This window comes from Actinomyces sp. oral taxon 175 str. F0384 (assembly GCF_000223355.1).
Classification (GTDB): domain Bacteria; phylum Actinomycetota; class Actinomycetes; order Actinomycetales; family Actinomycetaceae; genus Actinomyces; species Actinomyces oris.
The window spans coordinates 1,254,716-1,279,628 of the sequence record NZ_AFUR01000001.1 but is presented as its reverse complement, the minus strand read 5'-3'; the positions used below and the strand labels follow the sequence as shown (position 1 = coordinate 1,279,628).

15 protein-coding genes and 1 riboswitch are annotated in these 24,913 nt (G+C 69.3%); of the genes, 8 read left to right on the top strand and 7 right to left on the bottom strand.

Features of this window, described 5'->3' with window-relative positions; translation table 11 throughout:
• Positions 1-42 precede the first annotated feature (42 nt).
• The 5 genes from HMPREF9058_RS05360 (at position 43) to HMPREF9058_RS05340 (ending at position 14,374) form a co-directional block, all read left to right on the top strand.
• Positions 43-9,495 carry a type I polyketide synthase gene (locus HMPREF9058_RS05360; protein ID WP_009747654.1) on the top strand — a complete coding sequence of 3,151 codons (9,453 nt, stop codon included), beginning with the start codon at positions 43-45 and terminating at the stop codon, positions 9,493-9,495.
• A 140-nt stretch (positions 9,496-9,635) separates the two neighbouring features.
• Positions 9,636-10,145, top strand: coding sequence for a holo-ACP synthase (locus HMPREF9058_RS05355; RefSeq protein ID WP_009747552.1), 510 nt, complete (start codon positions 9,636-9,638; stop codon positions 10,143-10,145).
• Between the two features lie 265 nt (positions 10,146-10,410).
• Positions 10,411-11,904 (top strand): sodium/proline symporter PutP, encoded by a 1,494-nt coding sequence (gene putP / locus HMPREF9058_RS05350; RefSeq protein ID WP_009405599.1) that lies wholly within the window; start codon positions 10,411-10,413, stop codon positions 11,902-11,904.
• 141 nt (positions 11,905-12,045) lie between these two features.
• Positions 12,046-12,196, top strand: a riboswitch (FMN riboswitch).
• A gap of 283 nt (positions 12,197-12,479) precedes the next feature.
• The gene (locus HMPREF9058_RS05345) at positions 12,480-13,325 is read left to right on the top strand and encodes an ABC transporter permease (RefSeq protein ID WP_368072133.1); all 846 of its coding nucleotides are present in this window, start codon (positions 12,480-12,482) and stop codon (positions 13,323-13,325) included.
• 65 nt (positions 13,326-13,390) lie between these two features.
• Entirely contained in the window at positions 13,391-14,374 is a 984-nt protein-coding gene (locus HMPREF9058_RS05340; protein ID WP_009406230.1) for an ABC transporter substrate-binding protein, read from the top strand.
• A gap of 54 nt (positions 14,375-14,428) precedes the next feature.
• On the opposite strand, the gene hisG is transcribed toward HMPREF9058_RS05340, so the two are convergent.
• Together hisG and HMPREF9058_RS05330 are read right to left on the bottom strand one after the other, a co-directional pair.
• Positions 14,429-15,274 (bottom strand): ATP phosphoribosyltransferase, encoded by an 846-nt coding sequence (gene hisG / locus HMPREF9058_RS05335; RefSeq protein WP_009406030.1) that lies wholly within the window; start codon positions 15,272-15,274, stop codon positions 14,429-14,431.
• 57 nt (positions 15,275-15,331) lie between these two features.
• Entirely contained in the window at positions 15,332-15,595 is a 264-nt protein-coding gene (locus tag HMPREF9058_RS05330; RefSeq protein WP_009747388.1) for a phosphoribosyl-ATP diphosphatase, read from the bottom strand.
• A 635-nt stretch (positions 15,596-16,230) separates the two neighbouring features.
• Between HMPREF9058_RS05330 and HMPREF9058_RS05325 the strand changes: the two genes are divergently transcribed.
• Positions 16,231-16,860: a DUF6318 family protein gene (locus HMPREF9058_RS05325; RefSeq protein WP_009747646.1), complete on the top strand. Its 630-nt coding sequence runs from the start codon at positions 16,231-16,233 to the stop codon at positions 16,858-16,860.
• A 215-nt stretch (positions 16,861-17,075) separates the two neighbouring features.
• The gene (locus HMPREF9058_RS05320) at positions 17,076-17,690 is read left to right on the top strand and encodes a zinc transporter (RefSeq protein ID WP_254654064.1); all 615 of its coding nucleotides are present in this window, start codon (positions 17,076-17,078) and stop codon (positions 17,688-17,690) included.
• 226 nt (positions 17,691-17,916) lie between these two features.
• On the opposite strand, the gene HMPREF9058_RS05315 is transcribed toward HMPREF9058_RS05320, so the two are convergent.
• The 5 genes from HMPREF9058_RS05315 to HMPREF9058_RS05295 form a co-directional block, all read right to left on the bottom strand.
• A complete protein-coding gene (locus HMPREF9058_RS05315; protein WP_050797994.1) occupies positions 17,917-19,605 on the bottom strand; it encodes a hypothetical protein in 1,689 nt (562 codons plus the stop codon).
• A complete protein-coding gene (locus HMPREF9058_RS05310) occupies positions 19,602-20,393 on the bottom strand; it encodes an ABC transporter ATP-binding protein (protein WP_009747478.1) in 792 nt (263 codons plus the stop codon). The genes HMPREF9058_RS05315 and HMPREF9058_RS05310 overlap by 4 nt, the downstream gene beginning before the upstream one ends.
• 98 nt (positions 20,394-20,491) lie before the next feature.
• Complete coding sequence (locus tag HMPREF9058_RS05305; RefSeq protein ID WP_009747241.1) at positions 20,492-21,247, bottom strand: response regulator transcription factor; 756 nt, start codon at positions 21,245-21,247, stop codon at positions 20,492-20,494.
• Complete coding sequence (locus HMPREF9058_RS05300) at positions 21,244-22,632, bottom strand: sensor histidine kinase (protein ID WP_009747284.1); 1,389 nt, start codon at positions 22,630-22,632, stop codon at positions 21,244-21,246. Before HMPREF9058_RS05300 ends, HMPREF9058_RS05305 begins: the two co-directional genes overlap by 4 nt.
• The gene (locus tag HMPREF9058_RS05295; RefSeq protein ID WP_043537654.1) at positions 22,625-23,797 is read right to left on the bottom strand and encodes a DUF3866 family protein; all 1,173 of its coding nucleotides are present in this window, start codon (positions 23,795-23,797) and stop codon (positions 22,625-22,627) included. Before HMPREF9058_RS05295 ends, HMPREF9058_RS05300 begins: the two co-directional genes overlap by 8 nt.
• 68 nt (positions 23,798-23,865) lie before the next feature.
• Between HMPREF9058_RS05295 and HMPREF9058_RS05290 the strand changes: the two genes are divergently transcribed.
• Positions 23,866-24,912: a YafY family protein gene (locus HMPREF9058_RS05290; RefSeq protein ID WP_175284672.1), complete on the top strand. Its 1,047-nt coding sequence runs from the start codon at positions 23,866-23,868 to the stop codon at positions 24,910-24,912.
• Position 24,913: the final 1 nt, after the last annotated feature.

The window sequence follows — 24,913 nt, the reverse complement described above, 5'->3', positions numbered from 1 at the left end:
ACCACCGACCACGCCGTCGCAACACCGAAGGACACCACTACCGTGCACACGAACTCGCAAGCCCCCAGCCCCGCGACCACCATCGCTGAGCGCCTGAGCGGAGGCGAGCCCTACATCATCACCTTCGGCGGTCAGGCCACCCCCTGGCGCCAGACGCTGGCCGACCTGGTCTCTCTGGACCACGCCCTGGCCGCTGACGTCGTGGCGGTCGACCAGGCCGTGGCCGAGCGTCTGGCCCCCGTGTCCACCGACCTGCTCACCGTGACCCCGCGCGGCTCGAGGCTCCTGGACGACGAGGCGGCCCCGGTCGCCCCTCAGCACCGCACCACCGCCGACGGCGCCGACGTCTCCGTGCCCGGCATCCTCATGGCCCAGCACGCCGCCCTGGCCTCCCTGCCCGGCGCCGGCATCGACCCGGCCGCCCACGCCCCGGTGAGCGCCGTCGGCCACTCCCAGGGCGTCCTGGGCGTCAGCCTGCTCCAGGCCGTGCAGGCCGGCGAGCGCGAGCGCGTCATTGAGGTTCACGCCATCGCCCGCCTCATCGGTGCGGCGGCCACCCGCACGACCCGCCGTCTCGACCTGGGCACGGTGGGGGAGTCCACCCCCATGCTCTCGGTGCGCGGCGTCACCCGCAGCGTGCTCGACGCCGTCCTGTCCCGGGTCCCCGGCTCGGAGCGGATCTCCGTGGGCGTGACCAACGGCCGTCAGGCGCACATCCTCTCGGGGCGCCCGGCCGACCTCGAGGCCGTTGTCACCGCGCTGGAGGCGGCCGCCGCCCGCAGCGCCAAGGCCCGTAAGGACCGCCGCCGCGGCGGCGCCGTCCTGGCCCCGGTCACCGAGTTCCTCACCACCTCGGTGCCCTTCCACACCCCGCTGCTCGCCGGAGCGGTCGACGACGTCGCCGCCTGGGCGGCCGCCTGCGGCCTGAACGAGAAGCTCGCCCGCGAGCTGGCCACCGCTGTGCTCATCGACCCGGTCGACTGGCCCGGTCTGGTCACCGGGGCCCTCGCAGCCGGATCGGACGCCCCGGTGCGCACCGTCCTGGACCTGGGGCCGGGCAACGTCCTGGTCCGTCTCACCGAGGGCGTCGTGGCCGGCACCGGCACCACCGTCGTGCCCGCCGGGACCGCCAAGGCCATTGACGACCTCGACCGGGCCGGCGCGGCCCCCCGGCCCGGCGTCGACCGCTCCCGCTTCGCCCCGCGCATCACTCGCCTGCCCGACGGCCGCCTCACCCTTGACACCGCCTTCACCCGCCTGACCGGGCGCAGTGCGGTGCTGCTGGCGGGAATGACCCCCACCACCGTGGATCCCGCCATCGTGGCGGCCGCCGCCAACGCCGGTTACTGGGCCGAGCTCGCCGGTGGGGGCCAGACCACTCCCGCCGTCCTGACCGAGAACCTCCAGGGCCTGGAGAAGGCTCTCGAGCCCGGGCGCACCGCGGCCTTCAACGCCATGTTTATGGACCGCTACCTGTGGAACCTGCACCTGGGGACCCAGCGCCTGCTGTCCAAGGCTCGCGCCGGGGGCGCCCCGATCGACGGCATCACTATCTCCGCCGGGATCCCCGAGCTTGAGGAGGCCACCGCCCTGCTTGAGCGCCTCCACGCCGAGGGCTTCCCCTACATCGCCTTCAAGCCCGGCACCGTGGACCAGATCCGTCAGGTCCTGGCCATCGCCCGCGCCGTGCCCGACAGCCCCGTCATCATCCAGATCGAGGACGGGCACGCCGGTGGCCACCACTCGTGGGAGGACCTGGACACCATGCTCCTGGCCACCTACGACGCCATCCGCGCCGTGACCAACGTGGTGCTCGTCGTCGGCGGCGGCATCGGTACGCCCACCCGCGCCGCCGACTACCTCACCGGCCGCTGGGCCGAGGCCTACGGCACGGCTGCCGCCCCCGTCGACGGCGTCATGATCGGCACCGCCGCCATGACCTGCCTGGAGGCCAAGACCAACGACGACGTCAAGCAGCTCCTCGTCGACACCCCTGGAATCCCCGAGGACTCCGGGGTCGAGGGCGGCTGGGTCGCCTCCGGGGAGTCCATCGGCGGTATGACCTCCGGACTGTCCCACCTGCGCGCCGACCTCTACGAGATCGACAACTCCTCGGCCCGGGCCTCCCGCCTCATCCAGGAGCTCGCCGGTGACGAGGCCGCCATGGCCGCACGCCGCCAGGAGATGATCGACGCCCTGGCCAAGACCGCTAAGCCCTACTTCGGTGACGTCGAGGAGATGACCTACCTTCAGTGGGCCACCCGCTACGCCGAGCTGTGCGTCGCCCCCCACGAGGGGCGCAGCGCCACCCGCGCCGACTGGGCCGACGAGGGCTGGTACGACCGCTTCATCGACCTGCTGCACCGCATCGAGGCCCGCCTGAGCCGGGCCGACCACGGCGAGATCCCCACGCTCTTCGCCGACTACGACGCCGTCATCGACTCTGACGCCGCCCTGGCCGCACTGGCCGAGCACTACCCGTCGGCCGCCTCCACCCTCGTGGAGCCCGTCGACGCCGCCTGGTTCGTCGACCTGTGCCGCAAGCACCCCAAGCCCGTGCCCTTCGTGCCCGTGGTCGACGCCGACATCCTGCGCTGGTGGGGTACCGACTCCCTGTGGCAGTCCCAGGACCCGCGCTACACCGCTGACCAGGTGCGCATCATCCCCGGTCCGGTCGCCGTTGCCGGTATCACCACCATCAATGAGCCGGTCGGCGAGCTGCTGGGCCGCTTCGAGACCGCCGCCGTCGAGGCCCTCCAGGAGGCCGGCACGGGCGAGCAGGAGGCCGCAGGCCGCCTGGGCGCCGCCCCCGCCGTGGCCGACGGCGTCCTGGCAGCTCCCGTGGCCGACGCCAAGGAGCTCGTCCAGGTGGCCCCCCACGTCCTGTGGAACGGCCACCTGACGGTCAACCCGGCCATCGTCCTGGACGACGACGCCTACAACGTCGTCGCCCGCCCGGACGTGGCCGAGGACGCCTACGACCTCGACATCCGCCTCGACACCCACTGGGACGGCACTCCCGGCGGAGATGAGATCCACGCCGTGCGCCGCCTCGTCGTGCCGCTGCGCCTGGCCCGCGCCTGGGACGGCGCTGCTCCGCTGGTCGACCCCGAGCGCATCAGCGAGACGATGAACGACCTGCTGCGGGCCACCGCCGGCGTGGGGGCCGTGTCCATCACGGGCGACCATGTCGACCACCTGCCCGAGGTCCGCCCCGCGCAGGCCGGGGCCACGGACGTCCTGGGACGCCCCACCACCCAGCCCTTCGGCACCATCCACGGCTCCTTCACCCTGGCAAGCACCCTGGGCCACGACCACGCCTCGGTGACCGCCGACGCCCTGCCGTCGGACCTGTCCGCCGCGCCCTTCGTGCCCGACGCCCTGCTCGGCCCCTGCTGGCCGGTGGTCTACGCCGCCCTGGGCAGCGTCGTCGAGGACGGCATGCCGCTCATCGAGGGCCTGCTCGGTGCCGTCCACCTGGACCACACCATCGACCTGCACCTCACCCTCCACCAGCTCCAGGAGGCCGCAGCCACGACCAGCCCCACGATCAACGTCACCGGCTGGGTCGCCGCTCTGGAGGAGTCCAGCGCCGGCCGCGTCGTCGACGTGCGCCTGGAGCTGACCGACGCCACCGACGGCACCGTGGTGGCACTCATGCGTGAGCGCTTCGCCATCCGCGGCCGCGCCTCCGGCAACGCCGTGCCCAGCGCCCCCGAGCTCGCCGGCGGCACCGGACGCGAGACGGCCCCGGCCGCACGCCGCATCCTGCGCCGCACCACCGTCACCGCGCCCGCTGACATGACCGCGTTCGCCCGGGTCACCGGTGACTTCAACCCGATCCACACCTCCTACAACGCCGCCCACGTGGCCGGTATGGAGGCCCCGCTCGTCCACGGCATGTGGCTGTCGGCCACTGCCCAGCAGGTGGCGGCCTCCACCGCGGCCGACGGCTCGCGCCACGTCCTGGCCGGCTGGACCTACGTCATGACCGGTCCGGTCGAGCTGAGCGACGACGTCGAGATCACCGTGGAGCGCACCGGACTGGTGGTCGGCGGCGGCTACGTCCTGGAGGTCGTCTGCCGGATCAACGGCGAGGTCGTCTCCCGCGGTACTGCCGTGACGACGCCCGAGCCCACCGCCTACGTCTATCCCGGTCAGGGCATCCAGGCCCCCGGCATGGGCTTGGACGAGATGAACTCCTCCAAGGCCGCCCGGGAGATCTGGGAGCGGGCCGACGCCCACACCCGCGCCGAGCTGGGCTTCTCCGTTATCAACCTGGTGCGCGACAACCCCACCGAGATGACCGCCCGCGGCGTCACCTACCGCCACCCCGAGGGCCTGCTCAACCTCACCCAGTTCACCCAGGTGGCCCTGGCCACCGTCGCCATGGCGACCACTGCACGTCTGGCCGAGGCCGGTGCCCTGGTGGAGAGCGCCGCCTTCGCCGGCCACTCCCTGGGCGAGTACACGGCGCTGAGCGCCTACGGGCGCGTCATGCCCGTGGAGACGACCATCTCGATCGTCTTCCAGCGCGGCTCGACCATGCACTCGCTGGTGCCCCGTGACGCCGACGGCGCCTCGAACTACCGCATGGGGGCCCTGCGTCCCAACCAGGCGGGCATCAAGGCCGACGAGGTCGAGGCCTACGTGCGCTCGATCTCCGAGGCCACCGGCGAGTTCCTCCAGATCGTCAACCACAACCTGGCCGGCGTCCAGTACGCCGTGGCCGGCACGATCAAGGGCCTGGACGCCCTGGCCGCCGACGCCCGCGCCAAGGCCAAGGCCCGCGGGGGCAAGAACCCCTTCATGTTCGTCCCCGGCATCGACGTGCCCTTCCACTCCGAGGTGCTGCGCCCCGGTGTGCCGGAGTTCCGTGGCCGTCTGCTCGAGCTCGTCCCCGAGGACCTGGATGTCGCGCGCCTGGTGGGCCACTACGTTCCCAACCTCGTGGCCCGGCCCTTCGCGCTGACCCAGGACTTCGCCCGTTCGATCCTTGAGGTCGTGCCCTCCGAGCCCGTTGAGGAGATCCTGGCCGACTGGGACTCCTGGGTGAAGCGCCCCACGGAGCTGGCCCGAGTCCTGCTCGTCGAGCTCCTGGCCTGGCAGTTCGCCTCTCCGGTGCGCTGGATCGAGACCCAGGAGGTCCTGCTGTCCTCCCCGAGCGAGGGCGGCCTGGGGATCGAGCACATCGTTGAGGTGGGCCTGGCCAATTCCCCCACCCTGGCGAACCTGGCCACCAACACCCTGCGTCTGCCCCAGCACGCCGGGCGCCACGTCACCGTGCACAACGCTCGTCGCGACGAGGCCCGGGTGCTGGCCACCGACACCGACCCGGCCGTAGAGCTCACCGAACCGGACTTCGACGTTCCGGCCGCCGAGGAGCCGGCTACTGAGGCCCAGGCTCCCGCACAGAGCACTGCTGCCGAGCAGGCTCCCGCCCCCGCGGCCGAGGCCGCACCCGCTGGTCCGGCTCCAGCCGCAGCCGGACCGGTGGACGACCTGCCCTTCGGTGCGACCGACGCCCTGACGGTGCTCCTGGCCCACGCCTCGCGCATCCGCCCCGAGCAGATCGGCGCCACGGACACCACCGAGACACTCACCAACGGAGTCTCCTCGCGTCGTAACCAGCTCCTCATGGACCTGGGTACCGAGCTCGAGCTCGCCTCCATCGACGGTGCCGCTGACGCCGACATGACGGCTCTGGCCGCCACGGTCGCCAAGGGCGCTCCCGGTTACAAGGCCTTCGGTCCGGTCCTCACCGAGGCCATCCGCGTGGGGCTGGGCCGGCTCCTGGGCCCCTCCGGCGTGCGCGCCTCCCGTATCGCCGACCGCGTCACCGGCACCTGGGGACTGGGGCAGGGCTGGGTCTCCCACGTGACCGCCGCCCTGTTCCTGGGCACCCGGGAGGGCGCTTCGATGCGTGGCGAGGACCTGGCCTCCCTGGGCTCCTCGGCCCCGCTGACCAGTGCGAGCGCCGTGGACTCCCTCATCGACTCCGCCGTCCAGGCCGTCGCCGCCGACCACGGTGTGAGCGTCGCCAAGCCGAGTGCCGGTGGTGCCGGGGGCGCAGTGGTCGATTCCGCGGCCCTGGACGCCTTCGCCCAGAGCGTCACCGGCTCCGAGGGTGTCCTGGCCACCACGGCCCGCACCCTCCTGGACGCCCTGGGGCTGGCCGAGAAGGCCACTGTCTCGGCTGATGCCGATGACGAGGCCTCCCGTACCCGGGCTGCCATGGCCGCCCTGGACGCCGAGCTCGGTGCCGGATGGGTCAAGTCCGTCACCCCGGCCTTCGCCCCTGAGCGCGCCGTCCTCATCGATGACCGCTGGGCCACGGCCCGTGAGGACGTCGCCCGACTCGGCTCCGGCGAGACCGACCTGGACGCCTTCCGCCGGCTCCTGGCCCCCGAGCGCTTCGTGGGTCTGGGACAGGCGGTGGCCGATCACGCCACTTGGTGGGCCAAGCAGGCCAAGGCCTCCGACCTGGCCGACGGTGCCGAGCGCGCCGCCGTCCTGACCGAGATCGCCCTGGCCGCGCCGAAGACCCCGCAGGCCGGTGACGCCACGGTGCGCTGGTCCGAGGACGTCGCCGTCGTCACCGGTGTGGCCCCCGGCTCCATCGCCGCAGCCGTCGTCGGGGAGCTGCTGGCCGGTGGCGCCACCGTGGTGGCCACCAGCTCGCGCCTGACCCACGAGCGCCTCGAGTTCGCCACCACCCTGTACCGCGAGCACGCCGCGGCCGGCGCCAAGCTGTGGATGGTTCCCGCGAACCTGTCCTCCTACCGGGACGTCGACGCCCTGGCGGAGTGGATCGGCAACGACCAGGTGGTCACCTCCGGCGGCTCCACCAAGGTCGTCAAGGAGGCCCTGGTTCCCACCCTCCTGTTCCCCTTCGCCGCGCCGCGAGTCTCCGGCACGCTGGCCGACGCCGGCCCGGCGGCCGAGTCCCAGACCCGCCTGCTGCTGTGGTCGGTGGAGCGCACCATCGCCGCCCTGAGCGCCATTGGCACCGACACCCACGTCGACCACCGTCTGCACGTGGTCCTGCCCGGCTCCCCGAACCGGGGCACCTTCGGCGGCGACGGCGCCTACGGCGAGGTCAAGTCCGCCCTGGACGCGATCGTCAACCGCTGGTCCTCGGAGCGGGCCTGGGCCCAGCGCGTCACCCTGGCCCACCCGCGCATCGGCTGGGTCAAGGGAACCGGCCTCATGGGCGGTAACGACCCGCTCGTCGCCGCCGTCGAGGCAGCCGGGGTGCGCACCTGGACCACGGAGGAGATCGCCTCCGAGCTCACCGGCCTGTGCACCACCGAGGTGCGCACCCGGGCGGCTCAGGCCCCGGTGAACGCCGACCTCACGGGGGGACTGGGTGACGACATCGACCTGGTGGCCCTGCGTGAGAACGCCGCCGCGCAGGCCGCTGCGCCCGCTGAGGAGGCCGAGGCCCCGGCCGTCATCAAGGCCCTGCCCACCCCGGTGGTTCCGACCCAGCCCACCGCCCCCCAGTGGGGCGAGGTGAGCGCCGACCTCGATGACCTGGTCGTCATCATCTCCACCGGAGAGGTCTCCACCTGGGGATCGGGCCGTACGCGCCGCGAGGCCGAGCTGGGAATGAGCGGCGGCGAGGACGTCGACCTGACCGCTGCCGGTGTCCTCGAGCTCGCCTGGGGCATGGGTCTGCTCACCTGGCAGGACAGCCCCAAGGCCGGCTGGTACGACACCGACGGGGAGATGGTCGAGGAGTCCGACATCCTGGAGCGCTACCGCGACGAGGTCGTGGCCCGCTGCGGTATCCGCGAGTTCGTCGACGACGGTGTCATCGCGCCGATCGCCGACGAGGAGGTCACCGTCTACCTCGACCGCGACATCACCCTGTCGGTTCCTGACGAGGCCACGGCCCGCACCATCGAGGCCTCCGACCCCGAGCACACGCTCGTGGTTCCCGACGCCGAGACCGGCGAGTGGACCGTCACCCGACTGGCCGGCTCACTGGCCCGGGTGCCGCGACGCGCCGCTCTGTCGCGCACGGTCGGCGGCCAGTTCCCGCGCGACTTCGACCCGGAGCGCTGGGGCATCCCCGCCTCGATGACCCAGGGCATGGACCCCATCGCCTCCTGGAACCTGGTCACCGCCGTCGACGCCTTCCTGTCGGCCGGCTTCACCCCGGCCGAGCTCCTCAAGGCCGTCCACCCCTCCGACGTGGCCTCCACGCAGGGCACCGGGTTCGGTGGCATGGAGTCGATGCGCAAGATGTTCGTCGGCCGGTTCCTGGGGGAGGAGCGTCCCAGCGACATCCTCCAGGAGGCCCTGCCCAATGTCGTGGCCGCCCACGTCATGCAGTCCTACATCGGCGGCTACGGCGCCATGGTCCAGCCGGTGAGCGCCTGCGCCACCGCGGCCGTCTCCATTGAGGAGGGCTGGGACAAGATCGCCCTGGGCAAGGCCGACGTCGTCGTGGCCGGCGCCATCGACGACATCTCGATCGAATCGGTCGTCGGCTTCGGCAACATGAACGCCACCGCGGAGGCCGCGGCCATGCGCGCCAAGGGCATCTCCGACCGCCACTTCTCGCGCGCCAACGACCGCCGTCGCGGCGGATTCGTGGAGGCCGAGGGCGGCGGCACGGTGATCCTGGCCCGTGGCTCGGTGGCGGCCCGCATGGGGCTGCCGGTGGCCGGTGTGGTCGGTTTCGTCTCCTCCTACGCCGACGGCGCCCACACCTCGATCCCAGCACCCGGCCTGGGCGCACTGGGCGCCGGCCGCGGCGGGCGCAGCTCGCGCCTGGCCAAGGCCCTGGCGGCTCTGGGTGTGGAGGCCGACGACATCGCACTGGTCTCCAAGCACGACACGTCCACCGGTGCCAACGACCCCAACGAGTCCGAGCTGCACACGCGTCTGGCGCGCGCACTGGGACGCTCCGAGGGCAACTCGTTGGTGGCGGTCTCGCAGAAGACCATCACCGGTCACGCCAAGGGCGGCGCCGCCGTCTTCCAGGTTGCGGGCCTGACCGAGATCCTCGCCTCCGGTGTGGCTCCCGGCAACGCCTCCCTGGATGTCGTCGACGCCCCGCTGGCCAAGGACGCCTTCTGGGTGTGGCCGCGCAGGCCCATCCGTCTGGCCGGCCGTGGTGGCCAGGACGGGCGCGTCCCGGGCGCCGGCCCGGTGCGAGCCGGTCTGCTGACCTCGCTGGGCTTCGGACACGTCTCCGGTCTCATCGCGATCGTCCACCCCGGTGCCTTCGAGGCCGCCCTGCGTCAGGCCGAGGGCCAGGAGGCGGTTGACGCCTGGCTGGCCTCCGCCAACGCCCGCCTGGCCGCCGGGACCAGGCGCCGCCGCGCCGGGATGATCGGTCGGGCCCCGCTGTTCGAGCAGGTTCAGGGCCGTCGTCTGGGGGAGGAGTCCAAGCAGCGCGACCCGCATGAGGTCGAGGCCGCCATGCTGCTCGACCCCGAGGCACGCCTGGGCTCCGACGGCGTCTACCACGCGGGTGAGTAACCACCTCACCTGAGCGCTCACAGGACCGGTTTCACGGGCAATGGGTACCATTTCCGTGGAACCGGTCCTGTCTGTGCTCGCACAGTCTTTTTAAAAGGAAATTCCTCGATGATTTGTAAGCTTTTCTTCATTGGAGCTCGATGATGACAAAGCCTAGGCTTCCAGATGCTCCGCCGACTTCCCCCGATTCCACTGTTCTGGCGGTGGGCACGGACCTGGTGCACATTCCGGAGTTCTCCGCCCAGCTCGAGCAGCCCGGCAGCGTCTTCGCACAACGCGCCTTCACGGCGCGCGAGCACCGAGAGGCCCGAAACCGTTCGGAGGAGAGGGGAACCGCCCCGGCCCAGCACCTAGCAGCACGGTGGGCAGCCAAGGAGTCCTTCATCAAGGCCTGGAGCCAGGCACACGTTCTGCGCGCAAAAAGTCGCGGGACGAGCACTTCTCCGGTTATCCTGGCTGAGGACGTCGACTGGCGTGAGATCGAGGTTGTCACCGATCGGTGGGGCCGCCCTTCTTTACGCCTGAGCGGCACCATTGCCCACGCTGTTGGGCGCAGCCTCGGAGAGGAGGTATCAACCCCAGGGTGTTGGCCGGTTTCCATGAGCCATGACGGTGATTACGCCGCGGCTATCGTCCTTCACGTGCGTTGAGTCGTGCCCACACAGAAGGAACGACGAGGAAACCTTGACCATGATCCAGTGAGCGGTCACTGCTGCCCGTCATGTCATGTCACGTACGGATTTGCACATCATCCGTAGTACTTGTCCGTCGCTCATGGTCGCGCCATCAGGAACATCAACGACGAGCCGCGATATGCCGCGCATGCCGACCTGAATCGTTCAAGCGACTCCCCGAGTCCTTTCTCCAACGGCTGCAGCGGTATGTCTCCCCTCTGACTGACGTGAGGACATATAGATGACTGCCACTACCTATCAAGCCATCGCGATGATCGTCTACTTCGTGGCCATGCTCGCCATCGGGGGCTGGGCCTATCTGCGAACGGATAACTTCGACGACTACATGCTCGCCGACCGCGACCTCAATCCCTGGGTGGCGGCACTGTCGGCGGGAGCCTCGGACATGTCGGGGTGGCTGCTGATGGGACTGCCGGGAACCCTGTACGTCAGTGGACTGGTCGAGGGATGGATTGCTGTCGGACTGACGGTCGGAGCCCTGGCCAACTGGCTGCTGGTGGCCCCTCGCCTGCGCGCTTACACCGAGGTCGCCAACAATTCCATCACGGTCCCCAGCTTCCTGGACAACCGGCTCCACGACACGCACCGGCTGCTGCGGTGGTCCAGCGGCCTCATCATTCTGGTCTACTTCACCTTCTACGTCTCCTCCGGCATGGTCGCCGGCGGCCGTTTCTTCGAGTCCTCCTTCGGCATGGACTACCACCTCGGCATGGTCATCGTCGCCGCCATCACCGTGGTCTACACGCTCATCGGCGGGTTCCTGGCCGTGTCCTACACCGACTTCGTCCAGGGAGTCATGATGGTGGCCGCCCTGGTCATGGTGCCCGTCGCAGGGGTCATTCGGCTCGGGGGACTGTCCAACCTGAGGCAGGCCATCGCCGAGGTCGACCCTCACTACTGGGTCATGTGGGGCCCGACGACGACGCTGCTCGGCGTCATCTCGGCACTGGCCTGGGGCCTGGGCTACTTCGGACAGCCGCACATCATCGTCCGGTTCATGGCCATCCGCAGCCCCAGGGAGGCCGTGGCCGGAGGCACCATCGGAATCGGCTGGATGCTCTTCGCCGTGCTCGGCGCAGCCGGCACCGCCGTCGTCGGCGTGGCCACCTACCACCACGACACGAATCAGCTGGCCGACCCGGAGACCGTCTTCATCACGCTGGGCCAGCTGCTCTTCCACCCGTTGGTCGCCGGATTCATGCTGGCCGCCATCCTCGCCGCCATCATGTCGACGATCTCCTCCCAGCTGCTCGTGACCTCCTCGGCACTCATCGAGGACCTGTACGGGTCCTTCGCCCGCACCCGAGAGGAGAAGATCAGCGGCAACCGCATGGTGCTCTACTCACGCATTGCGGTCTTCGCCATCGCCCTGGTCGCGGCGGTCATGGCCTGGAACCCCAGTAAAACGATCCTCGCCCTCGTGGCCTTCGCCTGGGCCGGCTTCGGCGCCTCCTTCGGACCCACCATTCTGCTGTCGCTGTACTGGAAGCGCTTGAGCGCCATGGGTGCCTTCGCCGGAATGATCACCGGGGCCGTCGTCGTCATGATCTGGGGGTACGCCTCCGGCGGTCCGGGACGCATCTTCGACATCTACGAGATTCTGCCCGGATTCCTGGGCAACCTGGCTGTGGCCGTGGCCGTATCTCGGATGAGTCAGCCCTCGAAGGAGATCTCCGCGGAGTTCGACGCCGCTGTCGCGGCGTCACGGGCATAGACGGCCCACACCATTGCTCGCGGCGCTGTGGATCATCATGGCGCCTTGAGCGGTCCACGACTGCGGCTGTGGTGGCCCACAACGACGGTCGCCACAACCGCAGTGGCCGTGTGGCGATCAACGTTGTATCCTTGCGGCCAGCAACGTGCTCCGGGGTCGGTGAAAGTCCGAACCGGCGGTCACAGTCCGCGACCCGCTCGCACCACAGCCGCCTGAGGCGGCTAAGGGTGCGGCGGCTGAGCCGGTGGAATCCCGGCACCGACGGTGAAAGTCCGGAGGGGAGGATGCGCGTGGCGCTCGGCGGGGTGACCCGCGACTCGAGGCAACGTCCCGATCTCACACATGACGGTGAGCTCACCGGATAGTGAACCGAGCGAGCGCCCAGCACGTATGTGCGCCGACCGACGGCGTGCAGGCGGACCCCGGTGCAGCCGGGAGCGCCCGTTCCCGGAACGACCCGGGAGGACACCGTCGTGTACAGCCCCAGCCCCATCGGCAAGGCCGCACGCTCTCAAGCTTCCTCCACCGTGGCATCCTGCGATGTCCAGGAGCCGTTGACGTCCTCGACCTCACCGATGGCCTCGCCGTCGGGGTCCGCCTCAGAGTCGTCGGACACGGCTCCGGCTCACCATGTGCCTCGTATCCGCGCAGCAGGCCGCCGCGGCCCGTGGCCGGCGTTCCTTCTCGGCGCTACTCTGCTCGTCGCGTGGCAGGCAGCCGCGGCCTCAGGCGCTGTTCCGGCCATCTTCCTGCCCAGTCCGCTGGCCGTCATCAACCGGATGTGGCTGGGCCTGACCCAGGCGGGGCTGGCCTCCTACGCAGGGGTGACGCTCAAGGAGGCGCTCCTGGGCTGCTTGCTGGCCGCCGCCTTCGCGCTGCCACTGGCCTGGATGCTGCACCACTGGCGGTTCTTCTCCCGGGCCGTGCTGCCCTATGTCGCCGCGAGCCAGGCGGTTCCCGGTATCGCCTTAGCCCCGCTCCTCGTCCTGTGGATCGGCTATGGCACCCTGCCGGTGGTGATCCTGTGCGCCTTCATGGTGTTCTTCCCCATCACAATCACCGTGCTTCTGGGGCTGCGGGGCCTGGACACGGACGTCATCGATGCTGCCCGGCTCGACGGCGCGCACGGGCTGAGCATGCTCGTGCACATGGAGCTGCCCATGACGCTTCCGGCGATCTACACCGGGCTGCGCACAGGGTTCACCCTGTCCATCACCGGCGCGGTCGTCGGAGAGATGATTATGGGCGGTGACGGCCTGGGCATGCTGTTGTCCACCCAGCGCGACAAGGTGGACACCACCGGCATGTTCTCCACCATCACCCTCCTGTGCATCCTGGCCACCACCATCCACTGGGCGCTCCACGAGCTCGAGCAGCGCAGCCGCACCGTGGACGCCCTGCGCGGCCGGCGTGCCGGCTGAGCCACCTCGACCATCGCGCCTCGCACCCGTCGCCCTGCCCCGATCCCCCTGGAAAGGAAATACTCATGCCCCTCTCGCGCCGCCACCTGCTCGCCAGTGGTCTCGTCCTGAGCGGTACCGGTGTGCTCACCGCCTGCTCGTCACAGGCAAGCAGCCCACTAACCATCGGCCTGACCTACACGCCCAACATCCAGTTCGCGCCCTTCTACATGGCCAAGAAGGACAGCAAGTACGCGTCCGGGGTGAGCCTGCGTCATCACGGGGCCCAGGAGGGACTCTTCGACGCACTTCTCAGTGGGAAGGAGCAGCTCGTCGTGGCGGGAGCCGATGAGGCCGTCGTCGCCGCCTCCAACGGGTCCGACCTCGTCGTCGTCGGCGGCTTCTACCAGTCCTACCCGGCCTGCCTCATTGTCCCGGAGGGCTCTGCGATCAAGGCACCTGCTGACCTCAAGGGCAAGACCGTCGGTACACCGGGACGCAAGGGGGAGACCTGGTACGCCCTACAGCTGGCCATGGACACCGCCTCGCTGAGCGAGTCCGACCTGACGATCCAGGACATCGGCTACACCCAGCAGGCGGCGCTCGTGGGCGGCAAGGTTGACGCCGTCGTCGGCTTCTCCAACAACGACGCCGTGCAGATCAAGCAGGCCGGCACCGCGGTGCGCACGATCCAGCCGGCCGAGTCGATCCCCCTCATCGGCGTCTCCCTGGTGACGACCCGCAAGCTGCTGGACTCCCGGCGTGAGGACCTTCAGGCGGCGGTCAAGGCCTCAGTGGAGGGCATGACCGCTTTCGTCAAGGATCCTGACGCCGCGGTCGAGGCGACCAAGGAGCACGTGCAGGACCTGGTCGACTCCACTCAGGCCGCCAACGCCCGCGAGGTCGCCGTGGCCACGGGCAAGCTGGTCAGCGGGGAGGGAAAGGCGGCCGTCGGCTCGGTGCGGGTCGACGACTTCACACCGATGATCGAGTTCCTCGCCTCCCACAAGATCCTGGGCGACAAGAAGACACCCAAGGCCGCCGATGTCTGCGTGCCCCTGACGCAGTAGAGCGCAGGAGATCAGGACAGGGCATCTGGCCCGAGGACGTTCAGTGGAAGGCCTCTAGAGCCGGCAGGCCAGCAGTGAGGAGACGAGGATGGCGCGCGCCCCGACCTCGTAGAGCTCGTCCATGACCCGGTTCATGTCGGCTCGCGGGACCATGGCGCGTACCGCCACCCAGTCGGGGTTCTGCAGCGGGGAGACGGTGGGGGACTCGATGCCCGGGGTGAGGGCTGTCGCCAGATGCAGCTTGTTCATGGGGATGTCGTAGTCGACGAGCACGTAGGCGCGGGCGCGCAGCACCCCCTCCAGCCGCCGCACGAGCGTGGCCAGTCCGGGCTCTGCGCGGAACTGCTCGGTGGTGATGAGCACGGCCTCGCTGACAAGGATCGGATCCCCGAAGGTCTCCAGGCCGGCGGCCCGCAGCGTCGTGCCGGTCTCGACGACGTCAGCGATGAGGTCGGCCACGCCCAGCTGGACGGAGGACTCCACAGCGCCGTCGAGGTGAACGGTCTGGGCATCCACACCTCGAGCAGCCAGGTAGCTGCGCACCAGGACGTCATAGGAGGTGGCCACCCGACGCCCGGCGACGTCGGCCAAGGAGCTCATGGTCCCCTTGGGGGCGGCAAAGCGGAAGGTGGAGCGGGCGAAACCCAGGGGCAGGTGCTCGACGGCGTCAACCCCGGAGTCCAGGAGCAGGTCGCGGCCGGTGATGCCGGCGTGGACGGTGCCCTGGCCGACATAGACGGCGATGTCGCGCGGACGCAGGAAGAACAGCTCGACGTCGTTGGCCTCGTCGACGAGCACAAGCTCACGGCCCGTGCGGCGGGTGCGGTAGCCCGCCTCGGAGAGCATGGTGATGGCGGGGTCGGATAAGGAGCCCTTGTTCGGGACGGCAATACGCAGCACGGCGGTTCCTGATCTGTGGTGGGGGAGTCGAGTAGGAGGCGTGAGGGGGCTCGGGGATTACAGGTAGCGGTAGACGTCCTGGAGGCTGTAGCCCTTGGCGATCATCATGACCTGGGCGTGGTAGAGCAGCTGGCTGATCTCCTCGCAGGCGGCTTCATCGGACTCGTGCTCGCAGGCCATCCAGGCCTCGGCAGCCTCCTCCACGAGCTTCTTGCCGATGAAGTGGACCCCGCGGTCCAGCTCCTCCACCGTCCCGGAGCCCTCAGGGCGGGTGGCCGCCTTGTGCTGCAGCTCGCTGAAAAGGTCCTCAAAGGTCTTCATGGGCCTAGGCTATCGGAAAGCCGGTGGGACACTGACCGACCGTTGTCCCATGACCTCTGTAAGACCGGTCCGGCTCGCAGCGCTCGGTGCCTGCGACGGAGTCAGCCATCGTCGAGTGATGTCCTGCCCTGAGGTTTTCCACAGGGTGTCCTCGGGGTCTGGTTTGGGGGCGTTGAGGCAGGTAATGTCAATGCACCGTCTGGATGGGCAGTGTCGCCCGGCCGGGCGGGGTATGGAGTTGTTTCGGTGGCGAGGAGGCTTCCGTGTTGAGTGTGTCCCTACGACCTGCTGCGCCCACAGGGGCCAGGCAGCCCGCATCCGATCCTGGCCAGGTGGTCGCGTCAGAGCAGCGCCCCGTACCGCAAGGCCGTCGCGCCCACCCGCACCGAGACGGCGAGGGGCGGGCGGCGCTGGTCGGAGGCGTGGAGCGGCCAAGCAGCCGGCTGTCCGAGCCGGGGCGGCGTCCCGTCGGATACGAGCGTGACTCCCACCCAGGTCCCGGTGTGTGCGCGGGGTGGGCAACCCTGCCGGGAGCACCGGAACGACTGAGCGGGCCAGCGCTAGCAAGGCGTAGGGATTGGTCTGGTTCTGGCGTCGGGCGTCGCAGGGGTGTGGCCGGTCTGGTGGCGGTATGTGTGCTGACACTGGGGGTGGCGGCCTGCTCGGCCAAGGACGCCAAGGCGGAGGCCAGTGCGAGCGCTAGTGCCAGCGCGTCGGCGGCTATTGCTCGGGCTGAGAAGGGCATCGCTGACGCCAACGCCTCAGCGACCGCCTCCCGAGAAGCCGCCCTGACCCCAGAGCTGCGCGCCAAGCGCGACGCCGCCCTGGCCGAACCCGCCCCGGAGAAACCCGGGCAGATGAATGAGGAGAGTCCCGAAGGGGCTGCTTCCAGTGTCCGCTACTTCCTCGACCTCTACCGCTACGCCTTCATGACCGGCAACACCACAGAGCTCGCCGCCATGAGTGACGAGCGCTGCAAGTTCTGCCAGTCCACCATCGACGACGCCAATGACATCCACAACAAAGGAGGATGGGCGGACAAGTGGGATCAGGAAATTGTCGACATGACTTTCTACGAGAAGCTAGAAGGTTATGACTACAACAGAGTCAAGGTCGTCGTTAACTACGGAAAGATGGCTTCATACTACGGAGACGGAGGCAGTCCCACCATCGCCGAAGCGACAACTGAACAGGAGGTCAACTTCGGAGTTCGATACAGTAATGGCCGATGGATGATTGGGGCTGTGGAGGTGGTTTCCAAATGAAAACAAGACACAGCACCACAGCCATCATGGTTCTAATTTTACTTCTCGCGCCTTCTTCTTTGAGGGCCGAAGAACAAGACTTCAATCCTCCTGGGACGAAACTAGGAGCAAGAAACATCGATGGTGGCAGTCAGGCTTACGGTGAGATGACTGAAACCATTCCTCAGGAGGGGGTGCCGGACTCTGGCGAACCTCCGTCTCAGGAGCATCCGACTGTGACCGCGTCGGACCCGTCGATGTGGGATGAGCAGCCTCAACACAAGTGCATGCCGCAGAAGGACAAGTACGGGCGGATCGAGGACAAGTGCTACGACCCACCAAGCACCCCCTCCCCCCAACCTGCCGAACCTGCCGATGGTGGTCCTCGTACGATCACGATTACCACCCGCCAGGCCGCCACGCTGATCGCCTCGGGCTCGGGTATCACGCGTCAGCCCCCGGGCCCCAAGGTCATCATCTCCAAGGCCTTCATCGTCTACACCAACCCCGCCGTGCGCTACCAGACCACCACCATCCTGAACACCCCCATCGAGGTCGAGTTCACCCCCACCTCCTACACCTGGGGCTGGGGAGACGGCACCACCACAACCACCACCGACCCAGGCGCCCCCTACCCCCACCAGACCGTCACCCACCACTACCAGCACACCGCCACCGGAATCACCACCACCCTGACCACCACCTGGACCACCAGGTTCCGCCCCCAAGGCGACACCCAGGGGAGACCCATCGAGGGCACCATCACCACCACCGAGACCTCCACCCCCTACGACCTGGTCCGCATCATCACCTACCTCACCGACGACGCCGAAGAAGCCCAAGGCCACTAACCCCCAACACCCAGCACACGCGGTCGCACCACAGACCACCAGGCTCACTCCACAACCGGTGTCACAAACGGCGACTTTCAAGAGCACCCCTGGCCGATAACATCGCACCCTGGCACACGTATGCGCTGGTCAGAGCCCCACAGACCCGGACACGCCAGCCGACAGGTAACATAAAAGTCGCCAAATGTGACACCGAGGGCGCACGGCACACCGACAACACCCCCACTCAGTCCCGGATGGCGGCGCGCCGGGCACCTAGGGCCGCCGTCCCCATCGCCACCGATCCGATGAGCAGGCTGAGGACAACGATCGTGAGCCAACGCTCGGGAGACTGGTGAGCGATACTCATCCAGCCCCAGGGGGCCAGCCGCCACAGCCAGGTGGCCGCCAAGACCTCGTTACCGCCGATGAGCAGCCCCATGATGACCAGGATGATGTTGAGGACGATCGCCACGACGATCCGGGTGCTCAGAGCCACCGCCAGGCTGACGGCCGCGATCATGAAGGCAACGGCCGGCATCACCATGAACCCGTAGACCGGACCGGTCACCGCCGGCAGGTTCGGGTCGGTGCGGGTCAACGTGTCGCCCAGGACCGTCATGCCCCAGGAGGCACCCAGGACCGGGATGAGGAAGAACCCACTCAGGACCGCAGCTGAGGTCAGGATGGCCCCGGCACCTCGGCGGGTGATGAGCGCACGCCAGGCAGGTTGGAGACGTCCCCACACCGTGATGCCGACGAGGGCGGCGGCAACCGGCACTCCCATGAGTTCAAGGAAGCTCTGCCCGTACTCGGGTGGGTACACGATGTGGAGGATCCCCAGGAAGGCGAGCAGCAAGACCGCCAGGACCGCCCACACGATCCAGGGCAGAACGCCGGCCATCGCCAAGACGGCACTGCGCGGCCCGGGAACACGGGCCATACGGGTGGTGAGCGTGGCTTGACGAATCGGGATGCCTCGGGGCTGCGACGTCGTAACCTCCACCGGGGCCTGCACCGAGACGGTCTCCGACTGATCGTCAACGGCATCCCTTCCGCCAGGAAGCAGCCGGCTGAGCCGGGAAGCTGACGACACCGAGGACCCGGCACCACCGGAAGCCCCACAGAGTACGGCCAGTTCGACGCCGGCCAGGGTCAGGCCGATCGTCAGCAGGAACCCGGGCAGGAGCGGGTAGCCCCACACCGGCGAGTCCGTCTCGAGCAGCACGCTGCTGCCGTGAACACCCAGCAGGGGCAACGGGACCCTCGCTGTCCAGGCCCACGGGAGCATCCACCAGTCGCTCCGCTCGGCCTGGACCACGCCCGCCACGGACCAGACGAAGCCGAGGACAGGGGCGACCCCTATGGAAACAACTCGCAGCACGTGGAAGGCTGCCATGCCCCAGGCGCAGGCGCCGGTGACGACGATCCACATGTAGGTGGCGAACAGCAGGTACCGGTCCCAAGGACCCCAGCCGTTGCCGACGATGAGGGCGTGACCCACCACCGGGGCGACCAGCGCCACCTGGCAGGCCAGCGCGGACAGGCTCAGGACCACGAGGCGGGCACCCGCCACCCGGCGCGGTGCGACGGCGCGCCATGCCGTCCCACCCTGACGCCACCGCTGCTCACGCCACTGGGCCATCGCCCCGGTCAGCAGCCCCAGAGGCACGGCGAAGCCCCCGGCATACATGTGCATCCACGCCAGGGCATTGCCGTTCCACTGGAGCTCCGTGACCACTCCTGAGGAGATTGAGGCGTTCGCCAGGATGATGGTGTGAACGGTGAAGATGAGAGTCGCCCCGATCACGCCCCAGGTGAAGGTGCGCCGACTGCGGGTGAGCTCGGCGCGCACCAGCTCCCACAGGCCTACTCTCACCTTTGCTGCCGTCCCCTGTGCCTTCACCCGGGTCTGCGGCTGCACAACGGTGCTCATGCGCGTGCCCCCGTCCCGACAGGGCGTCCGCTTCCGGTGACTGCCGCCAGGAATGCCGCCTCCATGGCCCGTTCGTCGTCGGCGTCGGCGAAGTCGGCCAGCGGCCCCTCGTAGACGAGGCGCCCGGTTGCCAGGACCCCGATGTCGTCACTCATGCGGGCGATCTCCCCGAGCTGGTGGCTGGAGACGACGACGGTGCGTCCCTCGTCAGCCAGGTTCCGCACGAGATCGCGCAGCTCGATGATGCCCTGAGGATCCAGTCCGTTCTGGGGCTCGTCGAGGATGAGGACCTCCGGGTCGGTCAGAAGTGCCATAGCCAGGGACAGGCGCACCTTCATGCCCGTGGAGAAGGAGCCGGCACGCTTTCTGCCGACTCCAGCCAGCCCGACACGTTCCAGGAGCGGGGCGATGGCCTGCGGCGAGGTACCGGTCAGACGGCAGTGGACGAGCAGGTTGCGTCGCGCGGACAGCTGGGGGAAAAGGGCGGGGCCGTTAATGGAGGCCCCCACCTGGGCCAGGCTGCGACGGGAGAACGGAGCCCCCTGGATTTCCACACGCCCGGCGTCGGGTGTGAGCAGCCCCAGGGCGATGTTGAAGGCGGTCGACTTGCCCGCCCCGTTGAGACCGAGCAGCCCGTAGACACGGCCGGGATAGGCCGACAGGTCCAGATCGGTGAGGACCTCCTGGCGACCGAATGACTTGGAAATCCCGGCGAGCCTGAGACCAGGCGTCAGGCCGACGGCGTGGGTGGGGGAGGGGCGAGGTGATGATATTGCGGTGGCTGTCATGGTTCCATGCTCGTGCGCACCAGTACCTCAACGGATCCCCACCAGGGATACAGTCCGCATCCGCTCCCACACTCCCGTCTCCTCCCTGGGGAGGAGAGCTACCGCGGCTGGACGAGTCCCGTGGTCAGGGCGTAAATGACGAGCTCGACCCGGTTGTGGCAGCCCGTCTTACCCAGGATCGTCTTGACATGGGACTTGACCGTCGACTCGGCGACATGGAGCCGCTCACCGATACTGGCGTTACTCAACCCCTGGCACACCAAAGCGAGTACGGCGTCCTCCCGACCGGTGAGCGCCTCGTAGGGACCCGACGGCGCCCCCACAACGGGCACAGCCCCATCGATCGGTGCCGACCGGGAGGCCGACGACGGCGGGGCACCAGGTCCGGTACCTGCATCAAGATGCGCCAGAACGGTTCCGGTGACGGCCGGATCCAGCCAGGACCCTCCGCCGGCGACGACACGGATCGCCTCCAACAGCGTCGTCGGCTCGGCGTCCTTGAGGAGGAACCCGTGGGCGCCGGCACCCAGCGCCGCCAGGACGAGGTCCTCATCATCGAAGGTGGTCAGGACCAGGACCCGCAACGAGGCGGTGGCCGGTGCCGCACGCAGTTCGCGAATGGCACTGACCCCGTCCAGGACCGGCATCCGCAGATCCATGAGCACAAGGTCGGCCCCTCCGTGGGGACCGGTGGCTCGAGCGGTCAAACCCTCGACGGCCTGACGCCCGTTGACGGCCTCCAGAACCACCTCCATGTCGGGCTGTGCGGCCACGAGAGCGCTGAAGGCGCTGACCAGCAGCGGCTGATCGTCGACAACAGCCACCCTGATAACACCGGTCGTCCTGGTCGTCATCTGCAGTCTCCTGATTCTGTCTCGCCGGCGGTCATGGCGCTCGCGGGCAGCTCGAGCGGCGCCACCGGGAAGTCGACATCAATGGTGAAGAAGCTGTGGTCCCCGTTGTTGTGGACGCCGTGGGTCATGGTTCCGCCCACGAGCCTGAGCCGCTCCTCGAGGCCGACGAGTCCGCTGCCACCGAAGGGGGAGTGCTCTGCGACGTCCGGCACCGGGTTGGCGACGTGAAGGTGGCAGGAGTCCTGCGACAGTGTCAGGCTCAGCTCGATCTGGCCGGTTCCGTGCCTGACGGCGTTGGTGAGGGTCTCTCCTACCAGACGCACGAGGGTGAGACGTTGTATTGCCGACCACGCCGAGTTGCAGTGATCCAGGATCTCCGGTTCGGGAAGCACGGCGCTGATCCGGCTCCCTGAGCTGCGGGTGGTCTCGATGAGGGCTGGGATGGTCCGCAGGTCCGCCAGGGGAGTGATCTCGCCGGCGTCGGAGCGCAGCACGGAGACGAGCTGGCGCACGGAGGCCAGGGAGGCATCGGCCGTGTCACGCACCGTGGTCAGCGTGCTGCGCAGCCGTTCCTCGCCTCCCAGGGCCAGGCCGGTGGCGGCCTGCACCTTGATCGTGGTGAGGCTGTGGCCCACCAGGTCGTGGAGCTCCCGGGCCAGGCTGAGGCGCTCGGCCGCAACCGCCTGGGCCGCTGCGATGCCGACGTCGAGGGCTTGGTTCTCGGCGATCCGGCGCCGGGAGGAGGCCAGCAGGTGGGTGAGTACCACGGCACCGACGAAGACCAGGCTGGAGAGTGCTCTGACCAGGAGGATGGTTCCGTCCCAGCCGGAGCCTGTCGTCGGGTCGGCGTCTGATTCGTAGGGCGGGGTGTAGGAGGCGAGGGTAACGGGGTTGACCAGGGCGCCGGCCAGAGCCAGCAGGAGTGCCGCCGTGCCCCAGCGCCGGTCGGGCTCCCAGCGGGTGACGGTGTAGAGACTGGTGATGGCCGTGGCGATAATCGGGTTGAGGCCGAGGTTGACGGGGGAGAGGACCACGAGGATCGCGTAGGCCGCCAGCAGGGCGTAGGTCGCGATGAAGGAGACACGCAGGAGACGCAACCGTCCGAACTGCGTCAGCGCTAGCGCCAAACACAGGGCGAAGTCCGCAACATAGATGGCATAGCCGCCGAAGCGCAGGATGAAGGTGACCGACTCCAGTGCGAAGGCGAGGAAGACGATCCCCAGGGCGAGATCCACGACCGGGATCGAGTAGTGTGCCCAGCAGCCTCTTCGCCCCGGCACCATGCGGTGACGGGCCTGCCAGTCGTAGGCCGCTGACAGACTCGCTGTCGTCGGCAGCACCGCGCTGCGGGCCGTCGCGCCCGGTTGGCCGTCTCGATCAGCCATGCGCGGTTCCTTCGTCAAGGATCTGGCGCGCGTGGCGACCGGCCGCCGCTGCGGCGATGAAGGCGGCTGCATCCTCATCCAAACCTCGTCGCATGGTGGACAGCCTGACCCCGGTCTGCGCCTCCGCCTCCCGCAACAGCTCCAGGAGCCCGTCGGCGGGAACCTCGACGAGTCGGTGCTGCCCGGCCCCCGGCCGGGGCGCGCACAGGGTCTCGGCCTCCTGACGCACCTGCACCCCCAGCGGCCCCTCCAGGTCGGGGACGACGACGTCGGCCCCCGCCAGCGCTACCCGCCCGTACGCCGTCATCGAGTGGTGGGACACGCCCCGGTGGCGGGCGCGGGCATCGGCCTGGGATACACGCAGGCAGGCCACCGGGTGTCCGCCCAGCGTGGCGATGGCGTTGATCGCGTCCCCGCAGGCCACCCCGGAGAAGCCCCAGGGCGTCTCGGTGCCCAGGTTCCCAGGCCCCTGGATGACGACGGCGGCATCGGCGCGCAGGACGTGACGGGCCGCCAGGAGCGCGTTGTGGACACTGACCGCCTCAATGTCACCGCCCCAGGCCTGGCCGGCCGTGATGGTCCCGGTCAGCCACCCGGCCTGGCTCAGGGCGGCAACGACACGTGAGTAGGCCAGGGGCAGGGCCCCGCCGTCGGTCATGATGTAGACGACGCGCGGCTGCTCCTGACCGTCGGGGGAGCGCAGCCCGGCGAGCACCGCCGGCAGGCTCGAGTGCAGGTCGGCCACCACCACCGGCATCCCCTCCAGATGGAGGCTGCCGATCGGTTGGGACAGCAGGCCGTGGTGAGCCGTGCCCTGTTCGTCAACGCCGGTGACCATCACCTGGTCCGGCATGTAGCGGGCCTTGACGAGGTGCCCCTCGCGCGGAGGATCGGGGGGCAGGACGTCCAGGCGAGAGCTGACCATGGCGTGTCCGCCCGTGCCCAGTGCGCGGTCGAGGGCTGAGACCTCCAGCCTCACCCGCTCGGCGGCGCCGGGCAGCCCGGTGAGGGCCTCGTAGGCGACCGCGCGGATCCGCTGGCCGGGCAGCAGGCCGTCCGCACCACTGGGAGCCCCGACGATCTCCACGTCCAGTTCGGCGCAGGATCGCCCCGCGGGTCCCCATGCCGTCCTCGTCCCGGTCACTACGCCATCGCGCCACATCATGGCGGCAGACTATCCGGGCGCGCGCGTCACCAGCCGCAAGCCACTGGATTCTCCTAGGCTGGGGCACCGTGAGCCAGTCGACCCGTAGCACCGAGGAGCGCCTGGTGAGCCTTCTGCTCACCTTGCGCAACACCACCACCGGTCTCAGTGCCGAGGAGCTCGTGGCCAGTGTGCCGGGATACGGCTTGGCGGACCCCTCCACGAATCCGCTCTCGGCTCGCCGCAAGTTCGAGCGGGACAAGGACACGCTGCGCGAGCTCGGTATCGAGGTGACCACCACCGGACGCCCCGAGGAGCCCCGGTACCGGATCATCGAGGAGGACTACACCCTTCCCCCGCTGCACCTGAGCGCCGAGCAGGCCGCCTGCCTGGGCCTGGCTGCATCCGCCTGGCGCGACGGCGATCTTCCCGCCACGGCCCGGCGGGCCCTGACCAAGCTGCGTGCCGTCAGTGAGGGACCGACCGGCAGCAGCTCCGCCGGCCTGCCGGTCCTCACCGCGGACCTGTCCGGTGAGGAGATCCCCGAGGAGCTCATCACCGCGGTCGACGAGCGCCGCCTGGTCACCTTCGACTACGTCTCGGCCCGCTCGGGCAGCACCCGGGCCCGCACTGTCGAGCCGCACCACCTGCGCCTGGCCGAGGGCGCCTGGTACCTCGACGCCGTCGAGCCGGCAGGCGCCCACCGCCCAGACGCCAGCAGGCAACCGGAGGAAGCGAAAGGAACCACCGTCGGGTTGCTGACCTTCCGCCTAGCCCGCATCGCCGGTTCAGTCACCGTCCATGGGAGCCCCGGAGCCTTCACCCGGCTTCCCGCCAAGGCGCCCAGCCGCCGGCGCGCACTGCTCGCCGCCCTGCCGGGACGGGCTCTGGGACTGCGTCTGGCCGGAGCCCACCTCGATCCGGTTCAGGCCCTGCAGGCAGAACTGCCTGCTCTGCCCGCGCACCTGGAAGGCCGTGATCTCATCGCTGTCGAATACGAGGATCCCTTCTCCTTCGCCGGGACCGTGGCCGCTCTTGGCGATGCAGTTGTCGTTCTCGTCCCTGACTCCTTGCGCCAGGCGGTCCTATCCCACCTGCAAGGCGCGGCTGGGCTCGCGGCACCGGAGGGGGAGTGAC